The sequence below is a fragment of the Streptomyces sp. NPDC001796 genome, assembly GCF_042892355.1.
Lineage (GTDB): Bacteria > Actinomycetota > Actinomycetes > Streptomycetales > Streptomycetaceae > Streptomyces.
The window spans coordinates 1-20,712 of the sequence record NZ_JBIAUC010000019.1 but is presented as its reverse complement, the minus strand read 5'-3'; the positions used below and the strand labels follow the sequence as shown (position 1 = coordinate 20,712).

23 protein-coding genes and 1 pseudogene are annotated in these 20,712 nt (G+C 69.5%); 11 read left to right on the top strand and 13 right to left on the bottom strand.

Features of this window, described 5'->3' with window-relative positions; all coding sequences use genetic code 11:
• Positions 1–46 precede the first annotated feature (46 nt).
• Entirely contained in the window at positions 47–1,282 is a 1,236-nt protein-coding gene (locus ACFYZE_RS29010; RefSeq protein WP_389000223.1) for an MFS transporter, read from the top strand.
• Here ACFYZE_RS29010 and ACFYZE_RS29005 read toward each other — a convergent pair.
• The 3 genes from ACFYZE_RS29005 to ACFYZE_RS28995 all read right to left on the bottom strand — a co-directional run bounded on the left by ACFYZE_RS29005 (position 1,227) and on the right by ACFYZE_RS28995 (position 3,212).
• Positions 1,227–1,409 (bottom strand): DUF397 domain-containing protein, encoded by a 183-nt coding sequence (locus ACFYZE_RS29005; protein WP_389000220.1) that lies wholly within the window; start codon positions 1,407–1,409, stop codon positions 1,227–1,229. The genes ACFYZE_RS29010 and ACFYZE_RS29005 overlap by 56 nt on opposite strands.
• Positions 1,406–2,233: a Scr1 family TA system antitoxin-like transcriptional regulator gene (locus ACFYZE_RS29000; RefSeq protein ID WP_389000217.1), complete on the bottom strand. Its 828-nt coding sequence runs from the start codon at positions 2,231–2,233 to the stop codon at positions 1,406–1,408. The genes ACFYZE_RS29005 and ACFYZE_RS29000 overlap by 4 nt, the downstream gene beginning before the upstream one ends.
• Before the next feature lie 307 nt (positions 2,234–2,540).
• Complete coding sequence (locus tag ACFYZE_RS28995; RefSeq protein ID WP_389000214.1) at positions 2,541–3,212, bottom strand: nucleotidyl transferase AbiEii/AbiGii toxin family protein; 672 nt, start codon at positions 3,210–3,212, stop codon at positions 2,541–2,543.
• A 149-nt stretch (positions 3,213–3,361) separates the two neighbouring features.
• On the opposite strand from ACFYZE_RS28995, the gene ACFYZE_RS28990 reads away from it, so the two are divergent.
• From ACFYZE_RS28990 to ACFYZE_RS28980, 3 genes are all read left to right on the top strand, one after another.
• Entirely contained in the window at positions 3,362–3,931 is a 570-nt protein-coding gene (locus ACFYZE_RS28990; protein WP_389000211.1) for a DUF664 domain-containing protein, read from the top strand.
• A gap of 301 nt (positions 3,932–4,232) precedes the next feature.
• Positions 4,233–4,730, top strand: a complete 498-nt coding sequence (locus ACFYZE_RS28985) for a SigE family RNA polymerase sigma factor (protein ID WP_389000208.1) — start codon at positions 4,233–4,235, stop codon at positions 4,728–4,730.
• A 73-nt stretch (positions 4,731–4,803) separates the two neighbouring features.
• Positions 4,804–6,093 carry a hypothetical protein gene (locus ACFYZE_RS28980; protein ID WP_389000205.1) on the top strand — a complete coding sequence of 430 codons (1,290 nt, stop codon included), beginning with the start codon at positions 4,804–4,806 and terminating at the stop codon, positions 6,091–6,093.
• 60 nt (positions 6,094–6,153) lie between these two features.
• Here the strand turns inward: ACFYZE_RS28980 and ACFYZE_RS28975 are convergent, their stop codons facing one another.
• The 4 genes from ACFYZE_RS28975 to ACFYZE_RS28960 all read right to left on the bottom strand — a co-directional run bounded on the left by ACFYZE_RS28975 (position 6,154) and on the right by ACFYZE_RS28960 (position 10,222).
• Positions 6,154–7,185 (bottom strand): LacI family DNA-binding transcriptional regulator, encoded by a 1,032-nt coding sequence (locus ACFYZE_RS28975; RefSeq protein WP_389000202.1) that lies wholly within the window; start codon positions 7,183–7,185, stop codon positions 6,154–6,156.
• A 69-nt stretch (positions 7,186–7,254) separates the two neighbouring features.
• Positions 7,255–8,088: an ATP-binding cassette domain-containing protein gene (locus tag ACFYZE_RS28970; protein WP_389000200.1), complete on the bottom strand. Its 834-nt coding sequence runs from the start codon at positions 8,086–8,088 to the stop codon at positions 7,255–7,257.
• A complete protein-coding gene (locus tag ACFYZE_RS28965) occupies positions 8,085–9,086 on the bottom strand; it encodes an ABC transporter permease (protein WP_389000197.1) in 1,002 nt (333 codons plus the stop codon). Before ACFYZE_RS28965 ends, ACFYZE_RS28970 begins: the two co-directional genes overlap by 4 nt.
• Before the next feature lie 110 nt (positions 9,087–9,196).
• Entirely contained in the window at positions 9,197–10,222 is a 1,026-nt protein-coding gene (locus tag ACFYZE_RS28960) for a sugar ABC transporter substrate-binding protein (protein WP_389000194.1), read from the bottom strand.
• Between the two features lie 462 nt (positions 10,223–10,684).
• Here ACFYZE_RS28960 and ACFYZE_RS28955 point away from each other — a divergent pair, with 462 nt between their 5' ends.
• Entirely contained in the window at positions 10,685–10,978 is a 294-nt protein-coding gene (locus ACFYZE_RS28955; RefSeq protein WP_389000191.1) for a putative quinol monooxygenase, read from the top strand.
• Positions 10,979–11,073: 95 nt separating this feature from the next.
• On the opposite strand, the gene ACFYZE_RS28950 is transcribed toward ACFYZE_RS28955, so the two are convergent.
• Positions 11,074–12,273, bottom strand: a complete 1,200-nt coding sequence (locus ACFYZE_RS28950) for a glycoside hydrolase family 64 protein (RefSeq protein ID WP_389000188.1) — start codon at positions 12,271–12,273, stop codon at positions 11,074–11,076.
• A gap of 100 nt (positions 12,274–12,373) precedes the next feature.
• Between ACFYZE_RS28950 and ACFYZE_RS28945 the strand changes: the two are divergent.
• Positions 12,374–12,627 (top strand): annotated as a pseudogene (locus ACFYZE_RS28945) (hypothetical protein); the annotation flags it as partial.
• 62 nt (positions 12,628–12,689) lie between these two features.
• Here ACFYZE_RS28945 and ACFYZE_RS28940 read toward each other — a convergent pair.
• Together ACFYZE_RS28940 and ACFYZE_RS28935 are read right to left on the bottom strand one after the other, a co-directional pair.
• Positions 12,690–13,124 (bottom strand): VOC family protein, encoded by a 435-nt coding sequence (locus ACFYZE_RS28940; protein WP_389000186.1) that lies wholly within the window; start codon positions 13,122–13,124, stop codon positions 12,690–12,692.
• 426 nt (positions 13,125–13,550) lie between these two features.
• Positions 13,551–14,021 carry an ArsI/CadI family heavy metal resistance metalloenzyme gene (locus tag ACFYZE_RS28935; RefSeq protein ID WP_389000183.1) on the bottom strand — a complete coding sequence of 157 codons (471 nt, stop codon included), beginning with the start codon at positions 14,019–14,021 and terminating at the stop codon, positions 13,551–13,553.
• 80 nt (positions 14,022–14,101) lie between these two features.
• On the opposite strand from ACFYZE_RS28935, the gene ACFYZE_RS28930 reads away from it, so the two are divergent.
• The 3 genes from ACFYZE_RS28930 to ACFYZE_RS28920 are packed head-to-tail and all read left to right on the top strand — an operon-like array spanning position 14,102 to position 15,669.
• Entirely contained in the window at positions 14,102–14,482 is a 381-nt protein-coding gene (locus ACFYZE_RS28930; protein WP_389000180.1) for an ArsR/SmtB family transcription factor, read from the top strand.
• A complete protein-coding gene (locus ACFYZE_RS28925; protein ID WP_389000177.1) occupies positions 14,479–15,216 on the top strand; it encodes an aquaporin in 738 nt (245 codons plus the stop codon). Before ACFYZE_RS28930 ends, ACFYZE_RS28925 begins: the two co-directional genes overlap by 4 nt.
• Before the next feature lie 30 nt (positions 15,217–15,246).
• Positions 15,247–15,669 (top strand): arsenate reductase ArsC, encoded by a 423-nt coding sequence (locus tag ACFYZE_RS28920; RefSeq protein WP_389000174.1) that lies wholly within the window; start codon positions 15,247–15,249, stop codon positions 15,667–15,669.
• Positions 15,670–15,831: 162 nt separating this feature from the next.
• On the opposite strand, the gene ACFYZE_RS28915 is transcribed toward ACFYZE_RS28920, so the two are convergent.
• Entirely contained in the window at positions 15,832–17,286 is a 1,455-nt protein-coding gene (locus ACFYZE_RS28915) for a helix-turn-helix domain-containing protein (protein ID WP_389000171.1), read from the bottom strand.
• Positions 17,287–17,473: 187 nt separating this feature from the next.
• Between ACFYZE_RS28915 and ACFYZE_RS28910 the strand changes: the two genes are divergently transcribed.
• The gene (locus ACFYZE_RS28910; RefSeq protein ID WP_389000168.1) at positions 17,474–18,205 is read left to right on the top strand and encodes a DUF4232 domain-containing protein; all 732 of its coding nucleotides are present in this window, start codon (positions 17,474–17,476) and stop codon (positions 18,203–18,205) included.
• Between the two features lie 71 nt (positions 18,206–18,276).
• Positions 18,277–18,408: a hypothetical protein gene (locus ACFYZE_RS28905; RefSeq protein WP_389000166.1), complete on the top strand. Its 132-nt coding sequence runs from the start codon at positions 18,277–18,279 to the stop codon at positions 18,406–18,408.
• 421 nt (positions 18,409–18,829) lie between these two features.
• On the opposite strand, the gene ACFYZE_RS28900 is transcribed toward ACFYZE_RS28905, so the two are convergent.
• Together ACFYZE_RS28900 and ACFYZE_RS28895 are read right to left on the bottom strand one after the other, a co-directional pair.
• The gene (locus tag ACFYZE_RS28900) at positions 18,830–19,039 is read right to left on the bottom strand and encodes an integrase core domain-containing protein (RefSeq protein WP_389000164.1); all 210 of its coding nucleotides are present in this window, start codon (positions 19,037–19,039) and stop codon (positions 18,830–18,832) included.
• Positions 19,040–19,136: 97 nt separating this feature from the next.
• Positions 19,137–20,549 (bottom strand): IS30 family transposase, encoded by a 1,413-nt coding sequence (locus tag ACFYZE_RS28895; RefSeq protein ID WP_389000161.1) that lies wholly within the window; start codon positions 20,547–20,549, stop codon positions 19,137–19,139.
• Positions 20,550–20,712 lie beyond the last annotated feature (163 nt).

Here is a 20,712-nt window from a genome sequence, read left to right as displayed (position 1 = left end):
GCGAAACAATAACGACCACCCGGGACTCCCCGCCCACACTCCACGCATGCGCAGTTACGCCGACCTGTTCCGCACGCGGGAGTTCACCCCCCTCTTCCTGTCCTCCGCCTCCCAGACGGCCGCCTCGACACTCGGCGGCCTGGCGCTCGGCACGCTGGTCTACCGGGCCACCGGCTCTCCCCTGCTGTCCGCGGTCAGCATGTTCGGCCCGCAACTCGCCCAGGTCGTGGGCGCGACGACCCTGCTGTCGGCGGCCGACCGGCTGCCCCCGCGCGCTACGACGGCGGGCATCGCGAGCGCCTTCGCGGTCGGCACGGCGGTGATGGCGACGCCCGGCCTTCCGATGGGGGCGGTCTTCGCGCTGGTTCTCCTCCTCGGCCTGATCCAGTCGCTCGGCGGCGGAGTCCTCTGGGGCCTGCTCAACGAGATCCTCGCCAAGGACGGCTACCTACTGGGCCGTTCGGCGTTCAACGTGGCGAACGGCCTGATGCAGATCACCGGTTACGCGGCGGGCGGCGTCCTGCTGGCGGTGCTGTCCCCGCGTACGACGCTGCTGACGGCGTCCGCGCTGTACCTGGCGGCGGCCGCGACGGCCCGCTGCGGTCTGACCCGCCGGGCGCCGCGCAGCTCGGGCCGCCCCTCCGTGGCGCAGACGTGGCGCACCAACGCGCTGCTGTGGTCGTCACCGGAGCGCCGGACGACCTACCTCCTGCTGTGGATCCCCAACGGCCTGGTGGTGGGCTGCGAATCGCTCTACGTCTCCTACGCACCGCAGCACGCGGGCGCGCTGTTCGCGTGCGCGGCGTTCGGCATGTTCGTCGGTGACGTGACGACGGGCCGTCTGCTCCCGCCCGCGCTGCGCCGCCGCCTCGGCATCCCGTTCCTGCTTCTCCTCGCCACCCCGTATCTGCTGTTCGCCCTGCACCCCTCGGTATCGGTGGCGGCGGCCTGCGCGGCCCTGGCGTCGGTCGGCTTCGCGGCGAGCCTCATCCAGCAGGAGCACCTGATGACGCTGACCCCACCGGACCTGAGCGGCCACGCCCTCGGCCTGCACTCGGCGGGCATGCTCACGATGCAGGGGGTGAGCGCGACGCTGGCGGGGGCGGTGGCTCAACTGACGTCACCGGGACCCGCGATGGCGATGATGGCGGGGGCGTCCCTGATGGTGACGCTGACCCTGGCGACGACCCGCCGCCGACGGTCCTCTGCGACGCCGGAACCCGACGTCAGCTCTGCCGCGCGAGAGCCAGGAAGCCGGCCCAGGAGTCTCGGGGGACGGTGAGGGTGGGACCGGGGGACTGCTTGGAGTCGCGGACGTGGACGGCGTCCGGTGTGGGGGCGACTTCCAGGCAGGCGCCGCCCTGCTCACTGCTGTAGCTGGACTTGAACCAATGAAGTTCGGTGTTCACGGCTCTCCTAGTCGCCGGTCCAACAGGCCCCTGGTCTCACGTGGGTTGAGTGCCTGTGTCCGCAGCATTGCATACTTGCGCTCCAGGACGGAGACCTCGTCAGGATCGGCGATCAACCAGCCACGGCGCTGTCCTTCGACGTAGGCGATGCGCTGGTGGTCGGGTGTCTCGATGAGGATGAACGGTCCGGCGAGCCCGGCGTGGAAGTCACGCCCTACAGGCATCACCTGCACCGTGATCCCGGGCAGGTCGCTCCACTCGCGCAGTTGCCGAACCTGCTCGCGGTAGACCCCATCTCCGCCGAGTCGATCCATCAGGACCGACTCGGAGATGATGAAGCTGATGCTGGGCGGCACCGCGCGCTGGAGGACCTTCTGTCGTGCGATGCGTGCCGCGACCCGCTGCTCGATCTCACCCTCGGTGAGTGCGGGAACCTCATTCAGGAACACCGACCGGGCATACGCCGGAGTCTGCAATAGCCCGGGCAAGACCTGGTTGTCGTACCACGACAGCGCAAGCGCCTCGCGCTCCAGATCGATGTACTCCTCCGCCCACCGCGGAAACAGATCCACCTCTGGCATATGGGTTACCGCGACTGCCAAGGCGCCCTTCGTTTCCAGCACGTTGTCCAACGTGTGGGCCAGATCTTCCTTCAGCATGCGCCGACCCTGCTCGATGGACGCGATGGTCTCCTCGTCCACGAGTACCTCATGGGCGAGGGACCGTTGGGTGTAACCGGCGGCCTTCCGAAACGTACCGAGGAGGCCGCCGATCATCTTCATGGCCGAGGCGTTCTTCCTGCGACGGTTGCCATCGACGCTCATTCTCCCCCTGCACCACGTACGTTCGCCAAATCACGCTGCGCCCATGATGAACACGAACTGTCACCGCCGCCCTGCGAACGCTGTGACGTCACCGGTGGTACGGAGGTGTGGAGGGGGCGCGCGGGACGCCGGGTCTCAGGCGACTGCTCGTCGTGCGGTCAGCACGCGGTCGAAGACCTCGGAGGCACAAGCAAGCCGGTGACTGGGACCCGGTGCTTCAGCCGCCGGTGGCCCTCCAGCAGGATGTCGAGGCCTTTGTCCGGGCCGAGTGCGCCCACGTGCGACTGCGACGAGCGGTCGCCCGGCGTCACTCCTCCGCAGGCGGCTCCCCTTCCACCAGCCGCTCCGCGATGTCGTCCGCCCACTGCTGGGCCCAGCGGTGGAGTTCGGCGATCGCGGGCTCGTCGAGGCCGTACGCGGCGAACTGCGCGTCGTCGAGCCACTCCGCGCCGGTCAGGCGGGCCTGCAGATCGGTCAGGTCGAAGGTGTCACCGGCGTGGCGGCGGGCCAGTTCCTCGAGTTCCGGGTGGCTGAAGCGGTCGGAGGCGGCGTGGACGTCGATGAGGTCGCGGGCGAAACCGCGGTCGGCCAGTGCACGCACCTTTATGCCGACGACGTCTTCGAGGGAGACGGTCAGGCCGAGTTCGGTGACGACCGGCGGATGCCAGAGCGCTTCCTTCAGCACCTGCAGCTCGCACTCCTCACCGGTGGACGGATCGGTGACGACGAGCCGCGCGGCGAGGGGGTCCGTCCCCAGTGGGCGCACGGCCCAGCCTCGCTCCTCCAGACCGGCACCGACGGCGGATGCGATCTCCTCCATCGGGACGGCGCTCTCCGTGGCGACGTCCACGTCGCGGCTGGGCCGGTCCACCAACCCATGCGCCCGTACCGCGTCCCCACCGGCGAGCGCCAAGGCGTACGGCGTACCGACGGCGAGGACGTCGGCCACCAGCCGTCGATGCGGTTCAGCTAGCTTCACGCAGTCTCAACCAGGAGCAGTCGGGGAGGGTACGCCCCCGATTATGTCCGTCATTCCAGCCGGGAGCGGGTCGGCTCGGAGCCGTGGGCGTGTCCGGGCGCGGCTCGAAGCGAGAACTCAGTAGCGGGTCGGGGCCGTCACAGACCACCATGCGACGCATGACTGACCAACCCGCGCGATGGACCCAGGCAACCGTCTACCCCGACATGTGGGCCGATCCGGACGACGACCCCCGCAACAGCGAAGGCCCCAGTCCGGACGGCGAACTCGCGACGCTGCAGGACTTCCTGACCAACTACCGCATGACCCTGCGCATGAAGTGCGAGGGTCTGGATGCGGAGCAACTGGCCCGTCGATCGGTTCCGCCGTCGACGATGTCGCTGCTCGGCCTGGTCCGGCACCTCGCCGAGGTGGAACGGGACTGGCGCAACTGGATCACCGACGGTGACCCGCTGCCGAAGCTGTACGGCGAACGTGACGCGGACTTCGACGGAGCTGTCGCCGAGCAGGCCGTGGTCGACGCCGCGTACGCCGATCTGGAGCGTGAGCAGGCCGCGACCGACGCCGCGCTGGCCGCGCACCCGGATCTGGGCGAGCGTCTGGGGAAGGACGGGATCGCGGTTCGGGAGCTGATGGTGCACAGGATCGAGGAGTACGCCCGTCACTGCGGGCACGCCGATCTGCTGCGCGAGTGCGTCGACGGAAGGGTGGGCCAGTGACGAGGGCCGTGGCTCGCACCCGGTCCCACCAGTTCCTCTGCCGGAAGGCGTCCTCCTGAGCAGTGAGGTCGGCCGTCACGGCCGAGCGCCGGGGCCGCCCACCTCCGTCGCACCTCCGTCGCGGTCCCGGCTGCGGAGGTGCGCCCTCCGTGCACCCCGAGTCTCGGCAAGGCCCCCCTCCGATCCACGCGACCTGGCACGGCCCTCGCGCAACTGCCCCCTCGAATATCGTCCAGGTCCGTAACGCGCCACCACCCCCACCGCGTGTAAGAGGTGACGTCCGACCACGAAAGGACACACGGTGAGGGAAGCACCCGCGGACTACCTGGAGTTCGCAGCCGCCCGCAGCGGCCCTCTGTTCCGGACCGCCTGCCTGCTCACGGGCGACTGGCACCTCGCCGAGGACCTGGTTCAGGAGACACTCGCCAAGATGTACCGCTCCTGGCGGCGGATCAGCCGGGTGGACTCCCCGGTGGCCTACGCCGACACCGTGCTCGTGCGGACCTTCCTCTCCCAGCGCCGCCGCCGCAGCTCCACCGAGCGCCCCAGCGACCGGCTGCCCGACGCGGCCGGCCCCGCGCAGGACGCGGAGCTGCGGATAGCACTGCTGGACGGCTTGGCCCGGATGACGGCCAAGGACCGTGCCGTGCTGGTGCTCCGCTACTGGGATGACCGTTCGGTGGAGGAGACCGCACAGGTGCTCCAGCTGTCGCCGGGAGCCGTGCGCGCCCGGAGCATGCGCGCCCTGCAGCGGCTGCGCGCCCTGCTCGGCGACCAGTTGGCCGACCTGGCCGCATGACGAGCATGGCCCGGCGGTGCGGCGCTCTCCTCGCCCCGGGCCCGAACGACGCTTCAGACGAACGGAGACCCCCATGTCACCCAACGAGGACTTCGAGGAACGGCTGACCCGCGCCATGAGCCGCGCCAGCAGCGAGTTCCCGCCCCACTCCGCCGACCTGGTGCGGCGTTCCGTCGCCCGGGGCCGGCGGATGCGGCTGATCCGCGCCACCCAGGTCGCCGCCGCCACGGCCGCCTTCGCGGTGGTCGCCACGGGCGGAACCCTGATGGTCACGAACGCCTTCGGCAGCGGGGGCGGCGGCTCGCCCGAGCAGTTGAGGCCCGGCGGCCCCGCGCACTCCACCGAGCAGTCGCCCTCCCCGGCACCGGCGTCGATCAGCGGGGAGGAGATGGTCCGCACGCTGAAGAGCCTGCTGCCGCCCGGCGGTACCGTCTCCGCCGCCTCGGGGAGGGGTTCCGAGGGGGACGGTTCGGTCGTCTGGCCGTACGCCAAACTCACCTACTCCACCGCCAACGGGTCCTCCGGCATCGACATCGCCATCGCGCGGGTCGACTCCGGAGCAGCCGCCGGCCAGCAGGGTCAGGGCGGCTGCCTTCCGGTGGAGGTGCGCCCTTACGACAAGTGCACCACCCAGAAGCTCCCGGGCGGGGCGGTGCTCAACACCACCGAGTCGTTCACCTACCCGAGCAGCGACACCGGGCAGAGGCGCTGGTACGTCGTGTTCACCACCCGCGAGGGGGCCCAGCTGACGGTGCAGGAGTTCGGCGGTGGCGGGGAGAAGGGCTCGGCCTCCGGAGCCGACCCGCTGCTGTCGATCGCTCAGCTGACCTCCATCGTGCGCAGCCCGGCCTGGAACAAGGCGATCGCCGCGCTGCCGGCCCCGGAGGAGGCCCCCTCCACGACTCCCTCCACCGGCGTCAAGCGGGTACCGGGCGCACGTCTGACCGAGGTGCTGAAGTCACACCTGCCCCGGGGCGGGACCGTGTCCGACGTGAACGCCGACGAAGAGCTGGTCCAGCTGGTCTACGACGACGGCCACGGGAAGAACATGGTGGAGGTCGACGTGCAGTACGACCAGACGAAAGACCTGGCCGGGCTCATGGGTTGCGCCGGGGTCTCCGGTGAGTGCGAGGCCGTCACCCTGGCCGACGGCACCAAGGTGAAGAAGGTCAAGGGGTCCTCGGAGAAGGGTGGTTCGGCCGCGGTGTGGCTGGTCGACACTCTGCGGAAGGACGGTCGCCGGGTGGCGGTGCGGGAGGTCAACTCGTACGCCGAGAGCGCTCCGGTGACGCGACCGCAGCCGGCGCTGAGCATGGACCGGCTGGTTGCCATAGCGCTCGACAAGAAGTTCTTCACCGGCTGAGTCGGGGCACGCCTCGGCCCCCTGGGCGCCCCACCGGGCTCGTTCCGCCTGTCGAGAGCTTCACGACTCCCGCAGCGCAGGGGCGGGGCACTCGCCCGAGCCCCGGACGATCAGCCGGGTGGGGACGGTGATGGTGCGGGCGCGGGAGCGGTCGCCGTCGAGTCGTGCCAGGGCGGTGGCCGCGGCCGCCCTGCCGATTTCCTCCGGGTCCTGGGCGACGACGGTGAGGGCCGGCTCCAGTGCCTCGGCGAGCGGCAGGTCGTCGAAGGCGACGACCGCCACGTCCTTCCTCTTGCCTCGGGAGAGTTCCGCGACGATCCCCAGGGCGGCGAAGTTGTTGCCGGCGAACAGGGCCGTGGGCGGGTCAGCCAGGTCGAGCAGCTGCGAGGTCGCGGTGGCGGCCGCCTGGGGGTCGTGCGCGCTGGTGACCAGCGCACGGTCGTAGGCGAGGTCGGCTTCCCGCAGGGCCGAGCGGTATCCGGCCAGGCGTTCGCGGCGTGTGTACAACTTGACGGGCAGGTCGCCGATGAAGCCGATGCGCCGGTGGCCGTGGGCGATCAGATGGGTGACGCCCTCCTGGGCGCCTGCACGGTTGGAGCTGACGACGCTGTCCGTGGCCAGGCCCGCCCCCGGACGGTCGACGAAGACCACGGGCAGCCCCGCGGCACGGTGGGCCTTGAGGTGGGAGTGGTCGGCGCCGACGGACGGCACCACCATCAGGACGCTGACGCGCCGGGCGAGGAACTGGTCCGTCAACGCGTGCTCGCGGTCGGGATCGTCAGCGGAGGAACCCATCAGCAGGGTCAGACCGCGGTCGCGCACCGTGTCCTCTATGCCGCCGGCCACGGCCCCGAAGAACGGGTTGCCCAGGTCCGGGACGACCAGTCCGATGGTGGTGTCGGGTCCGCCGATGCGGATGTTGCGTGCCATGAGGTTCGGCTGGAAGCCGAGCCTGGCCACGGCGGCGAGCACCTGCTGCCTGGTCCGGTCCGAGACGGGTCCGTCCTCGTTGAGGACGCGGGAGACCGTCTTGGCGCTGACGCCGACTTCTCGGGCGACGTCGGCCAGGGTGGGTCGGCGGTTCACTGCCATGGAGGACCGTTCCGTGTGGGCTCGTCGGTTCCGGCCGCTCGGGCGGCCGGAACCGACGAGACTGTCAAGTCAGTTGGCCTGGACCCCGGCGGCCTTGGCCGCCTCGGAGTCCGCTACGACCGTACCGCCGGCCTCATCGAGGGTGAGCGCGCCGGTCATGATGGCGACGACCTCCGCCATGGAGTAGTCGGAGGGCTTGATCAGGGCGGCCCGCCTGCCCAGCCGGTGGACGTGGATCCGGTCGGCGATCTCGAAGACATGGGGCATGTTGTGGCTGATCAGGACGACCGGCATGCCCTTGTCGCGGACGCGGCGGATGAGGTCCAGGACCTGGCCGGACTCCTTGACGCCGAGAGCGGCGGTGGGTTCGTCCATGACGACGACCGTACGGGCCCAGGCGACCGCCCGGGCGACGGCCACGGCCTGGCGCTGGCCGCCGGAGAGGGTCTCGACCGCCTGGGTGAGCGACCGCAGCCCGATCTTCAGGTCGGCCATGTGCTCGGCGGCCTCCTGGCGCATCCGCTTCTTGTCGAGCATGCGGAACGCGCTGCCGAGGAGGCCGGGGCGGCGCAGTTCGCGGCCGAGGAACATGTTGGAGGCGATGTCCATGGAGGCGGCCACGGCGAGGTCCTGGTAGACGGTCTCGATGCCGTGGGCGCGTGCGCTCTGCGGACCGGCGAAGGTGACGGGTTCGCCGTTCAGGCGTATCTCGCCCGCGTCCGGGATCACCGCACCGGTGAGGGCCTTGATGAGGCTGGTCTTGCCGGCGCCGTTGTCGCCGATGACCGCGAGGACCTCGCCGGGCAGCAGGTCGAAGTCGGCGCCGTCGATGGCGGTGACGTGGCCGTAGCGCTTGACCAGGCCGCGGGCCTGCAGAACGGGGGTGGGAGAGGTGGCGGTCATCGGGCCTTCTTCCGGGAGATCTGGTCGACGGTCACCGCGAGGATCACCAGGACTCCGGTGATCAGGGTCTGGTAGATGGAGGCGACGCCCATCAGCTGCAGGCCGTTGCGGAAGACGCCGACGATGAGGACGCCGATGAACGTGCCGAGCACCGAACCGCGTCCACCGAAGAGGCTGGTGCCGCCGAGGACCACGGCGGTGATGCTGTCCAGGTTGTCGGTCTGCCCTGCCTGGGGGTCCCCGACTCCGGTGCGGGAGATCAGCAGCAGCGCCGCGACCCCGTACAGCAGGCCGGCCACGGTGTAGATGCCGACGGTCAGCCGGGAGTTGCGGATGCCGTTGAGCCGGGCGGCCTCGGAGCTGTTGCCGAGGGCGTAGACGTGCCGGCCCCACGCCGTGCTGCTCAGCGCGTAGGCGAGCAGCAGGAACAGCGCGATGGTGACCAGGGAGCCGTAGGTGATGTCGGTCTTGCCGAGCGGGAAGGTCTGCCCGAGGGCCGTCAGCGGTCCGGGCAGGCTGGTGACGGTCTGCTCCTCGGAGTAGATGTGGGTCAGTGCGAACGCCACGTTGAGCATGCCGAGGGTCACGATGAACGGCGGCAGCGGGATCTTCTGCACCAGCAGCCCGTTCACCAGGCCGAACCCGCCGCAGACGGCGACGCCCAGAGCGATGGCGAGGAGAGGTGGCAGGGTGCCCTGGGCCGCCATCTTGGCGATCAGGATGCTGCCGAACGCCATCACGGCCCCGCACGACAGATCGATGCCCGCCGTGAGGATGATCAGGGTCTGCCCGATGGCGAGGGTGCCGACGACCATCACTTGCTGGACGATCAGTGAGAAGTTCCCCCCGGAGAGGAACTGGTCAGTCGTCAGGGAGAAGAAGACACAGGCCAGGATGAGAGCGGCCAGCGGGCCGGTGGTCGGTGCCGTCAGCACTCTGCGGGCCGTCGTCGGTCCTTTGAGCTCGGCGTACGGCGTGGTGGTGGACGTGGCGGTCATGCGAAGTCCTTGTCGGAAGACAAGGGGGCGGCCGTCCCACGGTCGGGGAGGTGTGGGGCCGGCCGCCCCGCTGAGGGAAGAGGCGGTGTCGAACGGTCCTCGGGGGCGGCTCAGCCCCAGCAGTTCTGCAGGCCGAACCCGGTGTCCTTGGACGTGACCCCGGCCTGCGGCTTGTCGGTGATCAGGGTGACGCCGGTGTCGGTGTAGCCGGACGCCTTCGTGCCGTCCTTGGCGTACGTCGCGACCGCCTTGACGCCGTCGGCGGCCATCTTCAGCGGGTACTGCTGCGAGGTCGCGGCGATCTTGCCGTCCTTGACCGCCTGGGTGCCGGTGCAGCCGCCGTCGACGGAGACGATCAGGACGTCCTTCTCCCGGCCCTTGGCCTTCAGCGCGGTGTACGCGCCAAGGGCCGCGGGTTCGTTGATGGTGTAGACGACGTTGATGGCGGGCGCCTTCTGGAGGCAGTTCTCCATGGCGGTCTGGCCCTTGGCCTGGTCGCCGCCGGTGTCCTGGGAGCAGACGACGTCCTTGTCCGCGGCGCCGAAGCCCTTCAGGAAGCCGTCGTGCCGCTGGACGCCGACGGAGACGCCCGGCGCGAGGTCGAGCGTGGCTATCTTGGCCGTCTTGCCCTTCATGGCCGACTTGGCGTACTCGCCGATCAGCTGGCCGGCGTTGAAGTTGTTGGTCGCGAAGAGGGCGTCGACCGCGCTCTGCGGCTCGGGCGGGGTGTCCAGGGCGATCACCAGGACGCCCTTGGCGCGGGCCTTCTGGATCGCGGGCACGATCGCCTTGGAGTCGCTCGGGGTGATCAGGATTCCCTTGACCCCGGAGGCGACCATGTTCTCGATGGCAGTCACCTGACCGGCGTTGTCCCCGTCGAACTTGCCTGCCGCGGTGACCAGTTGGACGCCGTCCTCCTTGGCGGCCTTCTCCGCGCCCTCCTTCATCTTCACGAAGAACGGGTTGGTGTCGGTCTTGGTGATCAGACCGACCTTGACGCCCTTGCCCGAGCCGGAGCCCGCGCTCACCGAGCCGGAACCGGAGCCGGAGCCGCAGGCCGTCAGGGTGAGGGCTGCGATGCCGGTGCACGCGGCGGCTCTGAGGAGGGAGGGGGACAGACGAGTGGTGCGAGACATGAACGACTCCTGCGGGATTGCGGGCGGCGTGGCCGGCATCGAAACATGCCGTCCCGAGGTGTCATCGTTGACATATGTCATCGTTGACACTGCTTGCTTGCCGAGGATGATGGACTCCGCTCCCGGCAACGTCAATGCCTTGTGCTCGTCACAAATCGGCAACGTCCACGGGGGCCGCCGAACCCGTTGACGCGTGGGCCGTGTTGGCACATCATCGTCGGGCCCCCTCGATGTCATCGATGACATAAGTCAGCGATGACATGCCGGGGTGGCGTGTGCCGCCACCACTCCGGCTCCGGTGACGTGGGGGCGTCCGTGACGTCGTGATGTCCATGGCGTCCATGGCGTCCATGGCGTGCGCGCGCACGTCTGCCGTCTGCGGGTGGAGGACGGCATGATCCGGAACCAGTGGGCCCCAGGTGCCGTTGAACGGCCGCACCGACGACGCGAGGACGCGACATCGTGAAGAAGACCCTGTTCGCCGAGTTCACCGCCCGCGAGGGCGCGGAGGCCGACGTGGCCGGCCTGCTCGGGGAGTACGCCCGGAAGGTGCGCGAAGAGGACGGCAACCTCGCCTTCGACGTCTACACCAAGGCGTCCGCCCCGCGTGCCTTCTGGATCTTCGAGGTGTACCGGGACGAGGACGCCTTCCAGGCACACCTGAAGGCTCCGTACGGCGCCCCGTTCAACGCCGCCCTCGCCCCGCTGATCGAGGAGGACGCCTCCGTGCTGACGTTCCTGGATCCGATGCCCTGAGCGGGCCGGGGCCGCCTCGGGGCGGCCGACGCCCCGCCCGCCTCGGCGTCCCCGGCCTCGCTCATGCCGGGTGCGGCGGCCCCGGGAAATCCGTGTCAGCTGAGCGGGTCAAGGGTCAGGTACGCCTGTTGCGGACTGCCGTCGTGGACCAGTGACTCCTGGTTGCCGACGTCGTCGAAGGCGAACGCGTAGGCCTTGCCGTCGGCCATCTGGGCGTGGATCTTGCGGGCGTAGTGGTTGGTCACCGGGTCCTGGTAGAAGTTCGCCGTGCTCGTGTCCGGCTGGTTGGGGTTGACCAGGAGGGTGGAGCGGTTGAATCCCGCACAGAGGGTGCGTGAAATCGGCCCGCGCACCTGGTCGTTGGGCGCGTCGAGGAGCTTGTGGCAGCCGAAGATGCTGTCTGCGTCCGGCTTCTGGAAGCTGGTGACGATCGCCCCGGAGGCGTTGGTGAAGTTCATGACGTTTCCTGACACGCGGCCGTAGTACTTCGTGTTCGGCTGGTCGGCGAACGGCGTGACGGTGAGGGTCGTCGTCGCGTACTTCTGCCAGACGCGGCCCACGTAGTCGTCCATGACGGACGCCGGCAGGGCACCGGTCTCCAGCCCGTGCCCTGGGGACAGGGCTCGCAGCACGGTGCCGTCGGACCGGGTCTGGACGAGGTTGGCCCAGCCGCCCGGCTGTCCACGCAGGGCGTTGAAGAAGCCGTTGTAGCCGCCCGGCTTGAGATGCCCGGTACTGGCCGTGCTCCCGTCGGCGCGCTTCACTCCGACCGCGTAGGGCGCCGAGAACATGTCCACCTGGGTGCTGTTGAGCCACAGGCCGGAGTCGTTGAGCGTGTACTCGGACCAGTTGAACAGGATGTCGCGGTTGGGATCGCTCGGGTTCTGCACGGCCGGCTGTACCAGACCGCCCGTGGTCAGCTTGAAGACCAGCTTCTGGCCGTAGGAGAAGTAGATGCGGCCGGAGAACTTGGGGATCCGGATGGTCTTCGACTGCCCGGCCGCGGGACCTGGGATGGACGCGTCGGGCGCGGGTGTCGGCGGATTGCCGCCGGCGGGCCAGGCGTGGAAGGTGCCGTTCGCGTCCGACCAGCCCTGCTGTCCCGTCGAGAGCAGGGTGCCGATGTCGTAGACGTAGACCGGCTCGCTCCGGCCCGAGTTGTTGGTCAGCGTCAGGGGGATGGTGTCGGGGACCGCCGCGGCGGCGGACGGGGCCGAGTGCAGCGCGAGGAATGCCGCGAGCAGCGTGGCCGCCGCTGTCGGCGCCAGGAGTCGGTGAGTGAGCCTGCTGAGCACGCTCCACCTCCGTGGGGGGTTGTGCGGGGAGATTGGTCCGTACCTTGTTGAGAGCGCTCTCAACGTGGCACTGAGGCGCGTCCATGTCAATAAGTTGAACGTCGTCCCCGCCCGTTACACCGCGGCCGACAAGGCGACCGGCAAACCGATCGACGTCCGCGTCGCTTCACCCCCCGCCGGCCGCGCCGCCACCGCGGTCGGATTCGGCAACTCCGGCCGCGCCCCGCTGCTGCCGGAACGGCCGACCACATCGTGCCGGCGGCGGCCCACCACTTCGTCGTACGCGGCGGCCTGATCGTCCGCTTCGAGCAATTCGTCGACACCGCGCTCGTCCGCGACGCGATGACCGACTGACTCCCGGCCGCCCAGAGAGGCCCAGGGGAGGCGGCTCCCTGCCTCCCCGGCCCGGAGAATGCTCAGTCGATACAGAATTCGTTGCCCTCGATGTCCAGCATGGGGATGCACGACTCGTTTTCCCCATCGGCATACAGCGTTTGCACGTGGGTCGCACCGAGCGCCACCAGTCGTGCGCACTCGGCTTCGAGCCTGGCGAGGCGCTCGTCCCCCACGAGCCCGGTGCCGACCCGGACGTCGAGATGCACCCGGTTTTTGACGATCTTGCCTTCGGGGACGCGCTGGAAGTACAGGCGCGGGCCCACACCTGAGGGATCACTGCAGGCGAACCATGAACCCCGCTTCTCAGGGGGCAGGGTGCGGTTGAAGTCCTCCCAGGTCGTGAATCCCTCCGGTGGCGGCGGTGTGACGTACCCCAACACCTCGCACCAGAAGCGAGCGAGGCGCTCAGGTTCTGCGCAGTCGAAGGTGACTTGGAACTTCTTGATCGCTGACATCGGCGCACCGTACCGCCTACAAAGGGGATCCTGCCGCTCATTTCCTCAGGCGGATCGCCCGCCACCCGTCGCACCCAGGACTGCCTTGGACACCCAAGTGACCAAACCGGACATTCCATGAGAACGGCATCGGCCAGGGTGACCAGTCGTGGGTCGTGCCGGCAGACCTCGAAGGCAACGAGTTCTGTGTCCTTGGCCGGCTGTGTCAGTGAATCCAGCCGTGCACACCTCAGGGCCAGGGTTCACATGCGCTCACTTTGTCCCGAACCATCGGCTGGACGGCCATTGCTGTCCGGATCGCCGGTCACGGGCTCTTCACAGGCCTTCCATCGAGGCCGTACGCCGCGAGCCGGTCGGCTGTCGTTGCGGTGGTTGCTGCATCCGCGGATGTGCAGCAACCACCGGCGGATGCTCGTGAACTGCTGTTCAGCCGCAGATGCAACCCGCTGACGCGGAGGCCGGTTCAGCGGCCGGGGAGGTGCAGCAGCCGTCGCCGGTGGTGTCGGGGTCGGCGCTCTTGCCGAGGGTGTCGGCGTCGGCCTTCACGACGTACACCTCCCAGGGCTCCTTGCCGGGGCCGTGCACCCAGACCTTGTCCTGGAGGGCGTAGCAGCAGGAGGTGTCGTTCTCCTCGAACGTGGCCAGGCCGGCGTCCTTGAGGCGGGTGGTGGCGGCGTCAACCTGGTCGGTGGACTCGACCTCCACGCCGAGGTGGTCGAGCCGGGTCTCCTCGCCGGGCTCGCCCTCGATCAGGACGAGCTTGAGCGGGGGCTCGGTGATGGCGAAGTTGGCGTAGCCCTCACGCCGCTTGGCCGGTTCGGTGCCGAACAGCTTCGAGTAGAAGCTGATCGACGCCTCCAGGTCGCTGACGCGCAGGGCGAGCTGAGCACGGGACATGGCAGGGCTCCCAACGGCTTGCATTGATGTTTGTCGATTCAAGCTTGCCGACTTGTATCGAAGGATGTCAACATAGACGCATGTCGAAGCAAGAGCTTGTGGTGCTCGGACAGAGCGACGAGAACGGCGCGTGCTGCCCAGGGCTGGTGTCCGCGCCCCTGGACGAGGACCAGGCGGCGGAACTGGCGAAGCTGTTCAAGGCGCTGGGTGACCCGGTACGCCTGCGCCTGCTGTCGATGATCGCCTCGCGGGCGGGCGGCGAGGTGTGCGTCTGTGACCTGACCCCGGCCTTCGACCTGGCCCAGCCGACGATCTCGCACCACCTCAAACTGCTGCGTCAGGCCGGTCTGATCGACTGCGAACGGCGGGGCACCTGGGTCTATTACTGGGCACTGCCCGCCACCCTCGACCGGCTCGCCGCCTTCCTGACGACGTCGCAGAAGGCCGAGGCAACCGCGTGAACGCCTCGCTGGGCCGCCGGGCCGTCGCCGAAGCCGTGGGCTCGGCCGCACTGGTGGCGGTGGTCGTCGGCTCAGGCATCCAGGCCACCGAGCTGACCAGGGACGTGGGCGTGCAACTGCTGGCCAACTCGCTGGCCACGGTGTTCGGCCTGGGCACGCTCATCGCGCTTCTGGGGCCGGTCTCCGGTGCGTACTTCAACCCCGTCGTCACCCTCGCGGCCTGGCTCGCCGGCCGCCACAGCGAGGACGGACCGACCGCGCGGGACGTCACCGTGTACGTACCGGCTCAGATCGCCGGAGCCGTCGTCGGTGCCCTGGTGGCCGACGCGATGTTCGGCAAACCGCTCGTCCAGTGGTCCACTCACGACCGCTTCGCCGGTCACCTGTGGCTGGGCGAAGTGGTCGCGACCGCCGGGCTGGTCCTGCTGGTCGTCGGCTTGGCCCGCACCGACCGCTCCCACTTCGGACCTGTGGCCGTGGCGTCGTACATCGGCGCGGCGTACTGGTTCACGTCCTCCACCTCGTTCGCGAACCCGGCGGTCACCATCGGCCGGACCTTCACCGACAGCTTCACCGGTATCGCCCCCGGCTCGCTCGGCCCGTTCATCGTGGCCCAACTGGTGGGCGCCGGGCTGGGGCTGGGGCTGGTGCTCGCGGTCTTCGGGCGCACGGCGCCCGCACAGAACACCCCCGCCCCCTTCCCGGGCGAACCCGAATTCGCCCACACCCCCTGACCGTCCTCCGCCCAGAAAGACACACCGGCCATGCACACCCCGGCTGAACGTCCCTCCGTGCTGTTCGTCTGCGTCCACAACGCCGGGCGCTCCCAGATGGCCGCAGCGTTCCTCACCCACCTTGCGGGCGACCGCGTACAGGTCCGCTCTGCCGGGTCCGCGCCCGCCGAGGCGGTCAACCCGTCCGTTGTCGAAGCGATGTCGGAGGCAGGCATCGACATCTCCGCCGAGGTGCCCAAGGTGCTCACGGCCGAAGCCGTCCAGGCGTCCGATGTGGTGATCACGATGGGCTGCGGCGACACCTGCCCCGTCTTCCCCGGTAAGCGTTACCTCGACTGGGCGCTCCCCGACCCGGCCGGACAGGGCGTCGACGCCGTCCGACCCATCCGCGACGAGATCGAGAAGCGCATCCGCGGACTGCTCGACGAGATCGCGCCGGCGAGCCAAACATGACCACCGCGACCCCGGCGCGCTGCCAGGCGGACGGAAAGTCGGTCGAACAACGGGCTCACGGAGGCGCCATGGCGACCGGCCCCACCCACGGAGGGCTTTCCGCCCGCTGTCGACCGTGCCCGTCAGCCCTCGTGGGTGAGCAGCTTCCCTCCCCCGACCCGGTCAGCTGTCCCGTTTGATCCACTCGCTGCCGCCCAGCGGGTAGTCGTAGCCCGGGCGGTTCACGTCGGCGCTGGTGCGGAACGCGGTGCCGGCGTTGTCGATGTGGACGGTGCCGCGGCGGCCGCCGCTGGACCAGTCCAGGGTGAGGTCCCAGCGAACGTCGTGGGCCTTGGTGTGGGCGGTGACGTAGAAGACCTCCGGGTCGGACTCGGTGACCTTGTACGGGAAGTCCCGTTGGCCCCCCTTGACGGTGACCGTGGGACTGCCGTTGTCGAGGTCGATGTCGAACGACTTCGTGTCGACACCGCCGCCGCAGCCGACGCCCATCGAGTAGTCGTTCCAGGCGAGCGGCGCGCCCTTGGCGAGGACGCGCACGTGCAACGCCTCCAGTACGACGGTGTCCTCGCCGGTGCCCTGGACGGTGAGAGCGATCTCCTGCGCGTCCGAGGACACCGCCCCGTACGCGGCGGCCCAGCGCGGGGCGTCCTGCTCGTTCGCCGGCGGGCCCACCTGCTCTGGTTCGCTGTTGACGAGGAAATGCTGGCTGCACGGGTCGTCGTAGACGTAGGGACGGGTGCCGACGGTGAGCGGGACGGCGCCGGTGGCGCTGCCGTCGTTGCGCTGGGCCCCGCCCTGCTTGCCGCCGTCCTTCGAGGTGCCGGATCCGGCACCCCCGGACGCGGTGGTGGGGGCGGAGGCCGATGCGGACGGCGTGTGCCCCTTCGCGCTCGGGGACGGGGACGAGGACGGGGACGGCTTCCCGGCGTCCACCGTGCCGGTGGTCGTGGCGGTGGTACCGGCCGCCTGCTGGTCGCCGGCGTCGTTCCCGCCGCCGAACGGAAGCACGCTGAGCACGACGGCTCCCAGCACGGCGACCGTCGCGGCGGAGGCGATCAGCGCGGTACGGCGACGACGTGGCGGCGCGAACTCGCGCGGCACGTCGACGACGACCTGCTCGCCGTGGTCGTCGCCGTCGCCGTGGCCGTCGCCGTGGTCGTCGCCGTCGCCGTTGCCCTCGCCCCGTCCGTGCGGTGCCGGTGATCCTGGATCCGCCGTTTCGATGGTCTCCCGCACATCGGCCGCATCGGCAGCATCGGCGGCATCGGGGGCATCGGCAGCATCGGTCACATCCTTCGCATCAGCGGAACCGGCTCCCTGCACCGAACCCGTCGCCGTGGCCTGCTCCGCCCTGCTCCCTCGCGCCGCGTCCGCCAGGATCCAGCGCCGGTGCAACTCCACCAGCTCGTCCGGCGTTGCCCGGCAGACCCTTGCGAGGCGCTCCACCGGTGCGTACTCGATGGGCACCGCTGTGCCGTTGCAGTAGCGGTGCAGCGTCGACGTGCTCATGTGCAGCCGCTTGGCAAGCGCCCCGTAGCTCAGTCCCGAGCGGTCCTTGAGTTCCCGCAGCAGCCGCGCGAACGCCTCCGCTCCGCCGGCCCCTGTTGCCCCCGACACCCGTTCCCCCATCCCCTCGTGTTCCAGTCCCGCGTTCCAGGGCCACTGCCTTCTCCCTGGTCAGAGCGCGTTTCACTGTTCCAGCGTCCCCAACTGCCCGCTGTGCGTGGCGGTTGGGACAGAACGCCGCACAAGCTTCGGACATCCAATCACCACCCCGACCCGAACACCGAAGGGGAACGGCCGCATGTCCAACCTCCGCACCTCCCGCACTCGTCTCGTCGGCGCCGCCGCGACCGTCGTTCTCGCGGCGCTCTCCCTGACCGCGTGCAACGACGGCACAGGCGTCCGCAACGAGGGCGCCTCGGCGGCCACCGCGTCGACCGAGACCCCCTCCTCCGGCGCTTCTTCATCCGGAGCTTCGTCTTCCAACTCCAACTCCAACTCCAGCTCCGGCTCCGGCTCGTCCTCCCCGGCGGCCAGGCCCGCCACCGGCAGCACCAGGCCGGCCGCCGGCGCCTCTGCGTCGAAGGCGCCCGTCTCGTCCGGTAGGCCCGTCACCTGCGAGGGGTCCAACACCAAGACGGTCGCGGCCCCGCTGAACCGCCCCGTGAACCACATGCTGCTCACGGTGACCAACACCGGTAGCAAGACCTGCTTCCTCTACGGCTACCCGGCCGTCCGTTTCGGCGAGGCCCAGGCCGTGCCCCCGGTCATCCGGGACTCGCAGCCGCAGGCAGTCGTCACGCTCGAGCCGGGCCAGTCCGGCTACGCCTCGGTGAACCTGTCCGCCACCGACGGCAGCGGCTCGAACGGCCACACGGTGAACTCGCTGACCGTCTATTTCCGCGGCCGCTCCGGCAACGAGAGCGTCGGCGCGGGCGCTCACCCGTCGCTGCCCGCGAAGGGCGTCTACGTCGACGACTCGCTCAAGGTCACGTACTGGCAGCAGTCGATGGACGACGCCGTCAACTGGTGACGCCGACCTGGTGACGCCGAGCGCGCACTCGAAGAACCAGCCCACAGACCCGAGCAGGCAGGTGACCCACCATGCGCAGCACCCACAGGATCTCCCGCTTCGTGACCGCCTACGTCGGCGCCGCATTCCAGGTGATCGTCCTGGGCGGCACAGGCCACCTGCCGAAGGAGGCGGGAGTCCGCCGACGCCGCCCCACGGTCTGAACACGCCGACCGTGGGGGCGCGCAGCTGATCACGCCGGACGGCAAGAAGGCCCGGGTCTCCGACCCGGGCCTTGGCCGTGGAGCGGGCGCCGGGAACGGTGGTGGCCTGGTCGGCACCCGGCACCCGGCACTCGGCACCCGGCACCGGGCAGCCGGAAAGCCCCGCCATCGCCACCGGGTAACTGCGTTGCCCGGTCCGGGGAGTTGGTGTCTAGTGACCTCGCACACCATCATCCGAACAGGGGGAAGAGAGTGATCAGACTCAGACGTCTACTGGCGTCGATGACCGCCGCCGGAGTCGCGTGCATGCTGGGCGCGGCCCCCGGCGCTGCCGCAGCGCAGCACCACGAGGTGGCGCCGGGCGCCGCCTCCGCAATGGGCGTGAGCTGCCCCGAGTTTCGTGGAGTCCGGTGATCTTGTTTTAGGCGGACTGGGGGGTGGCTTCCTGTTGTCGCCACCACTCGCGTTCGTACTCGGCGGGCGGTACGTAGTCGAGGGCGGAGTGGAGCCGTTCCTCGTTGTACCAGGTGACCCATTGGAAGATCGCCCGCTCGACCTGGTCAACGTCCCGCCACGGTCCTTGCATCTCGATCAGCTCGGCCTTGAAGGTGCCGTTCAGCGCCTCTGCCATCGCGTTGTCGTAGCTGTCCGCGACCGAGCCGACCGAGGCTGAAGCCCCGATCTCGGACAGCCTCTCGGTGTACCGAATTGATACGTATTGGGCGAGTTCAATCGGTCGTTGCAACACCGGGCTGTTGTAGTGAGCGTAGCTGCTCGGCGAAGACCTCGGCGGGGGTCTTCCAACCGAGGACCTTGCGTGGCCGGTTATTGATCGCGAAGGCGACGGCTTCGAGGTCCTCGGCCGACCACCGGGACAGGTCGGTGCCTTTCGGGAAGTACTGACGCAGCAGGCCATTGGTGTTCTCGTTCGTAGGTCGCTGCCAGGGCGAATGCGGGTCAGCGAAGAACACTCTCGTGCCGGTTTCGAATGTGAACTGGGCATGCCCGGAGAGTTCTTTCCCTCGGTCCCAGGTGAGGGACCTGCGTAGCTGCTCGGGCAGCTTCGTCATCGACGCCATCAGCGCGGCGTTCATCGCGACAGCGCCGTAGCCGCCGAGCGAGGGACCGTTCTTCACGGGGGATTTCTCGCCCCAACCCTCCAGCCGAGGCAGATGCACCAGGAGCGTGGACCGGCTGCTGCGCTCAACGAGCGTGCCGATCGCGGACCGGCCAGTCCCGATGATCAGACCCCCCTCCCAGTGCCCGGGGACCGCTCGGTCCGCGGCTTCAGCGGGCCGTTCGCTGAGGACGACGTCGGCGGTGACATGCCCCTGCGCCTTGTTGCGTGACCGAGCCCGCGGTTCCCGCAGTGCCCGACCGGTCCGCAGACACGCCACCAGCTCCCGTTTGAGCGCACCACGCCCCTGGATGAACAGCGACTGATAGATCGCCTCATGGCTGATGCGCATGGACTCATCATCGGGGAAGTCGCTTCTCAGCCGGTGGGAAATCTGCTCCGGACTCCACGCCGTCGCCCATCTCCTGTCCTGCCGATGCGGCTTGTTCAGGCCCTTCCACGCGGGCGTCTCGGGGCCTGTGACGGTCGTGCCATCGGGTCGGCGGACGCTCCCCTCAAGCCGCTCTTGCACGTACTCACGCAACCTGTCGTTGCCCACGAGCTTCGCCGTCTTCGGGCGTTTCGCAGCTTGCTGCGCTTTCCACTGCGCCACCAACGCGCGGTAGACCTGCTTCCCGCTCCTGGTCGCCGCGTTGCGGCGCAACTCGCGAGAAACAGTCCCCGGGTCGCGTCCGATCCGGCGCGCGATCTCACGCACGCCTACCTCCTGAGCACGAAGCAGCGCAATCTCCTCCCGCTCGGCGAACGACAAGTATCGGCCCGTGGGCTCGTCCAGGCTGAGCGGCGGCATCCCGCCAGCGTGACGGAACCACCGCGACCCGACCGGCCACGACACACCCACCTCGCCCGCGGCCTCAACCGTCGTCACCCCCGACGCGATCAGACGCCAGAACTCCCGCTGCACCGCGCGAGATGGCTCCGGCCGCCCCGGGGAACGCATCGGTGGCCGGAGTGCCCGATCCGCTGCCCACTGCCGCCGGGCACCCGCCGGCGCCTCCAGCATCCGTCGCCTGCTCCGTGCCATCGCACACCTCCGTGATCGAGGTGTTGCGACGACCAGTTGAATCCACCTTGCGACCCGCGGTCGCTGTGATGAATGAGGCCGGAGTCCTTCTTGATCCGGCGTCTCCACAACGCCATCTCCAGTGCATCCAGCGGGAGTTCAG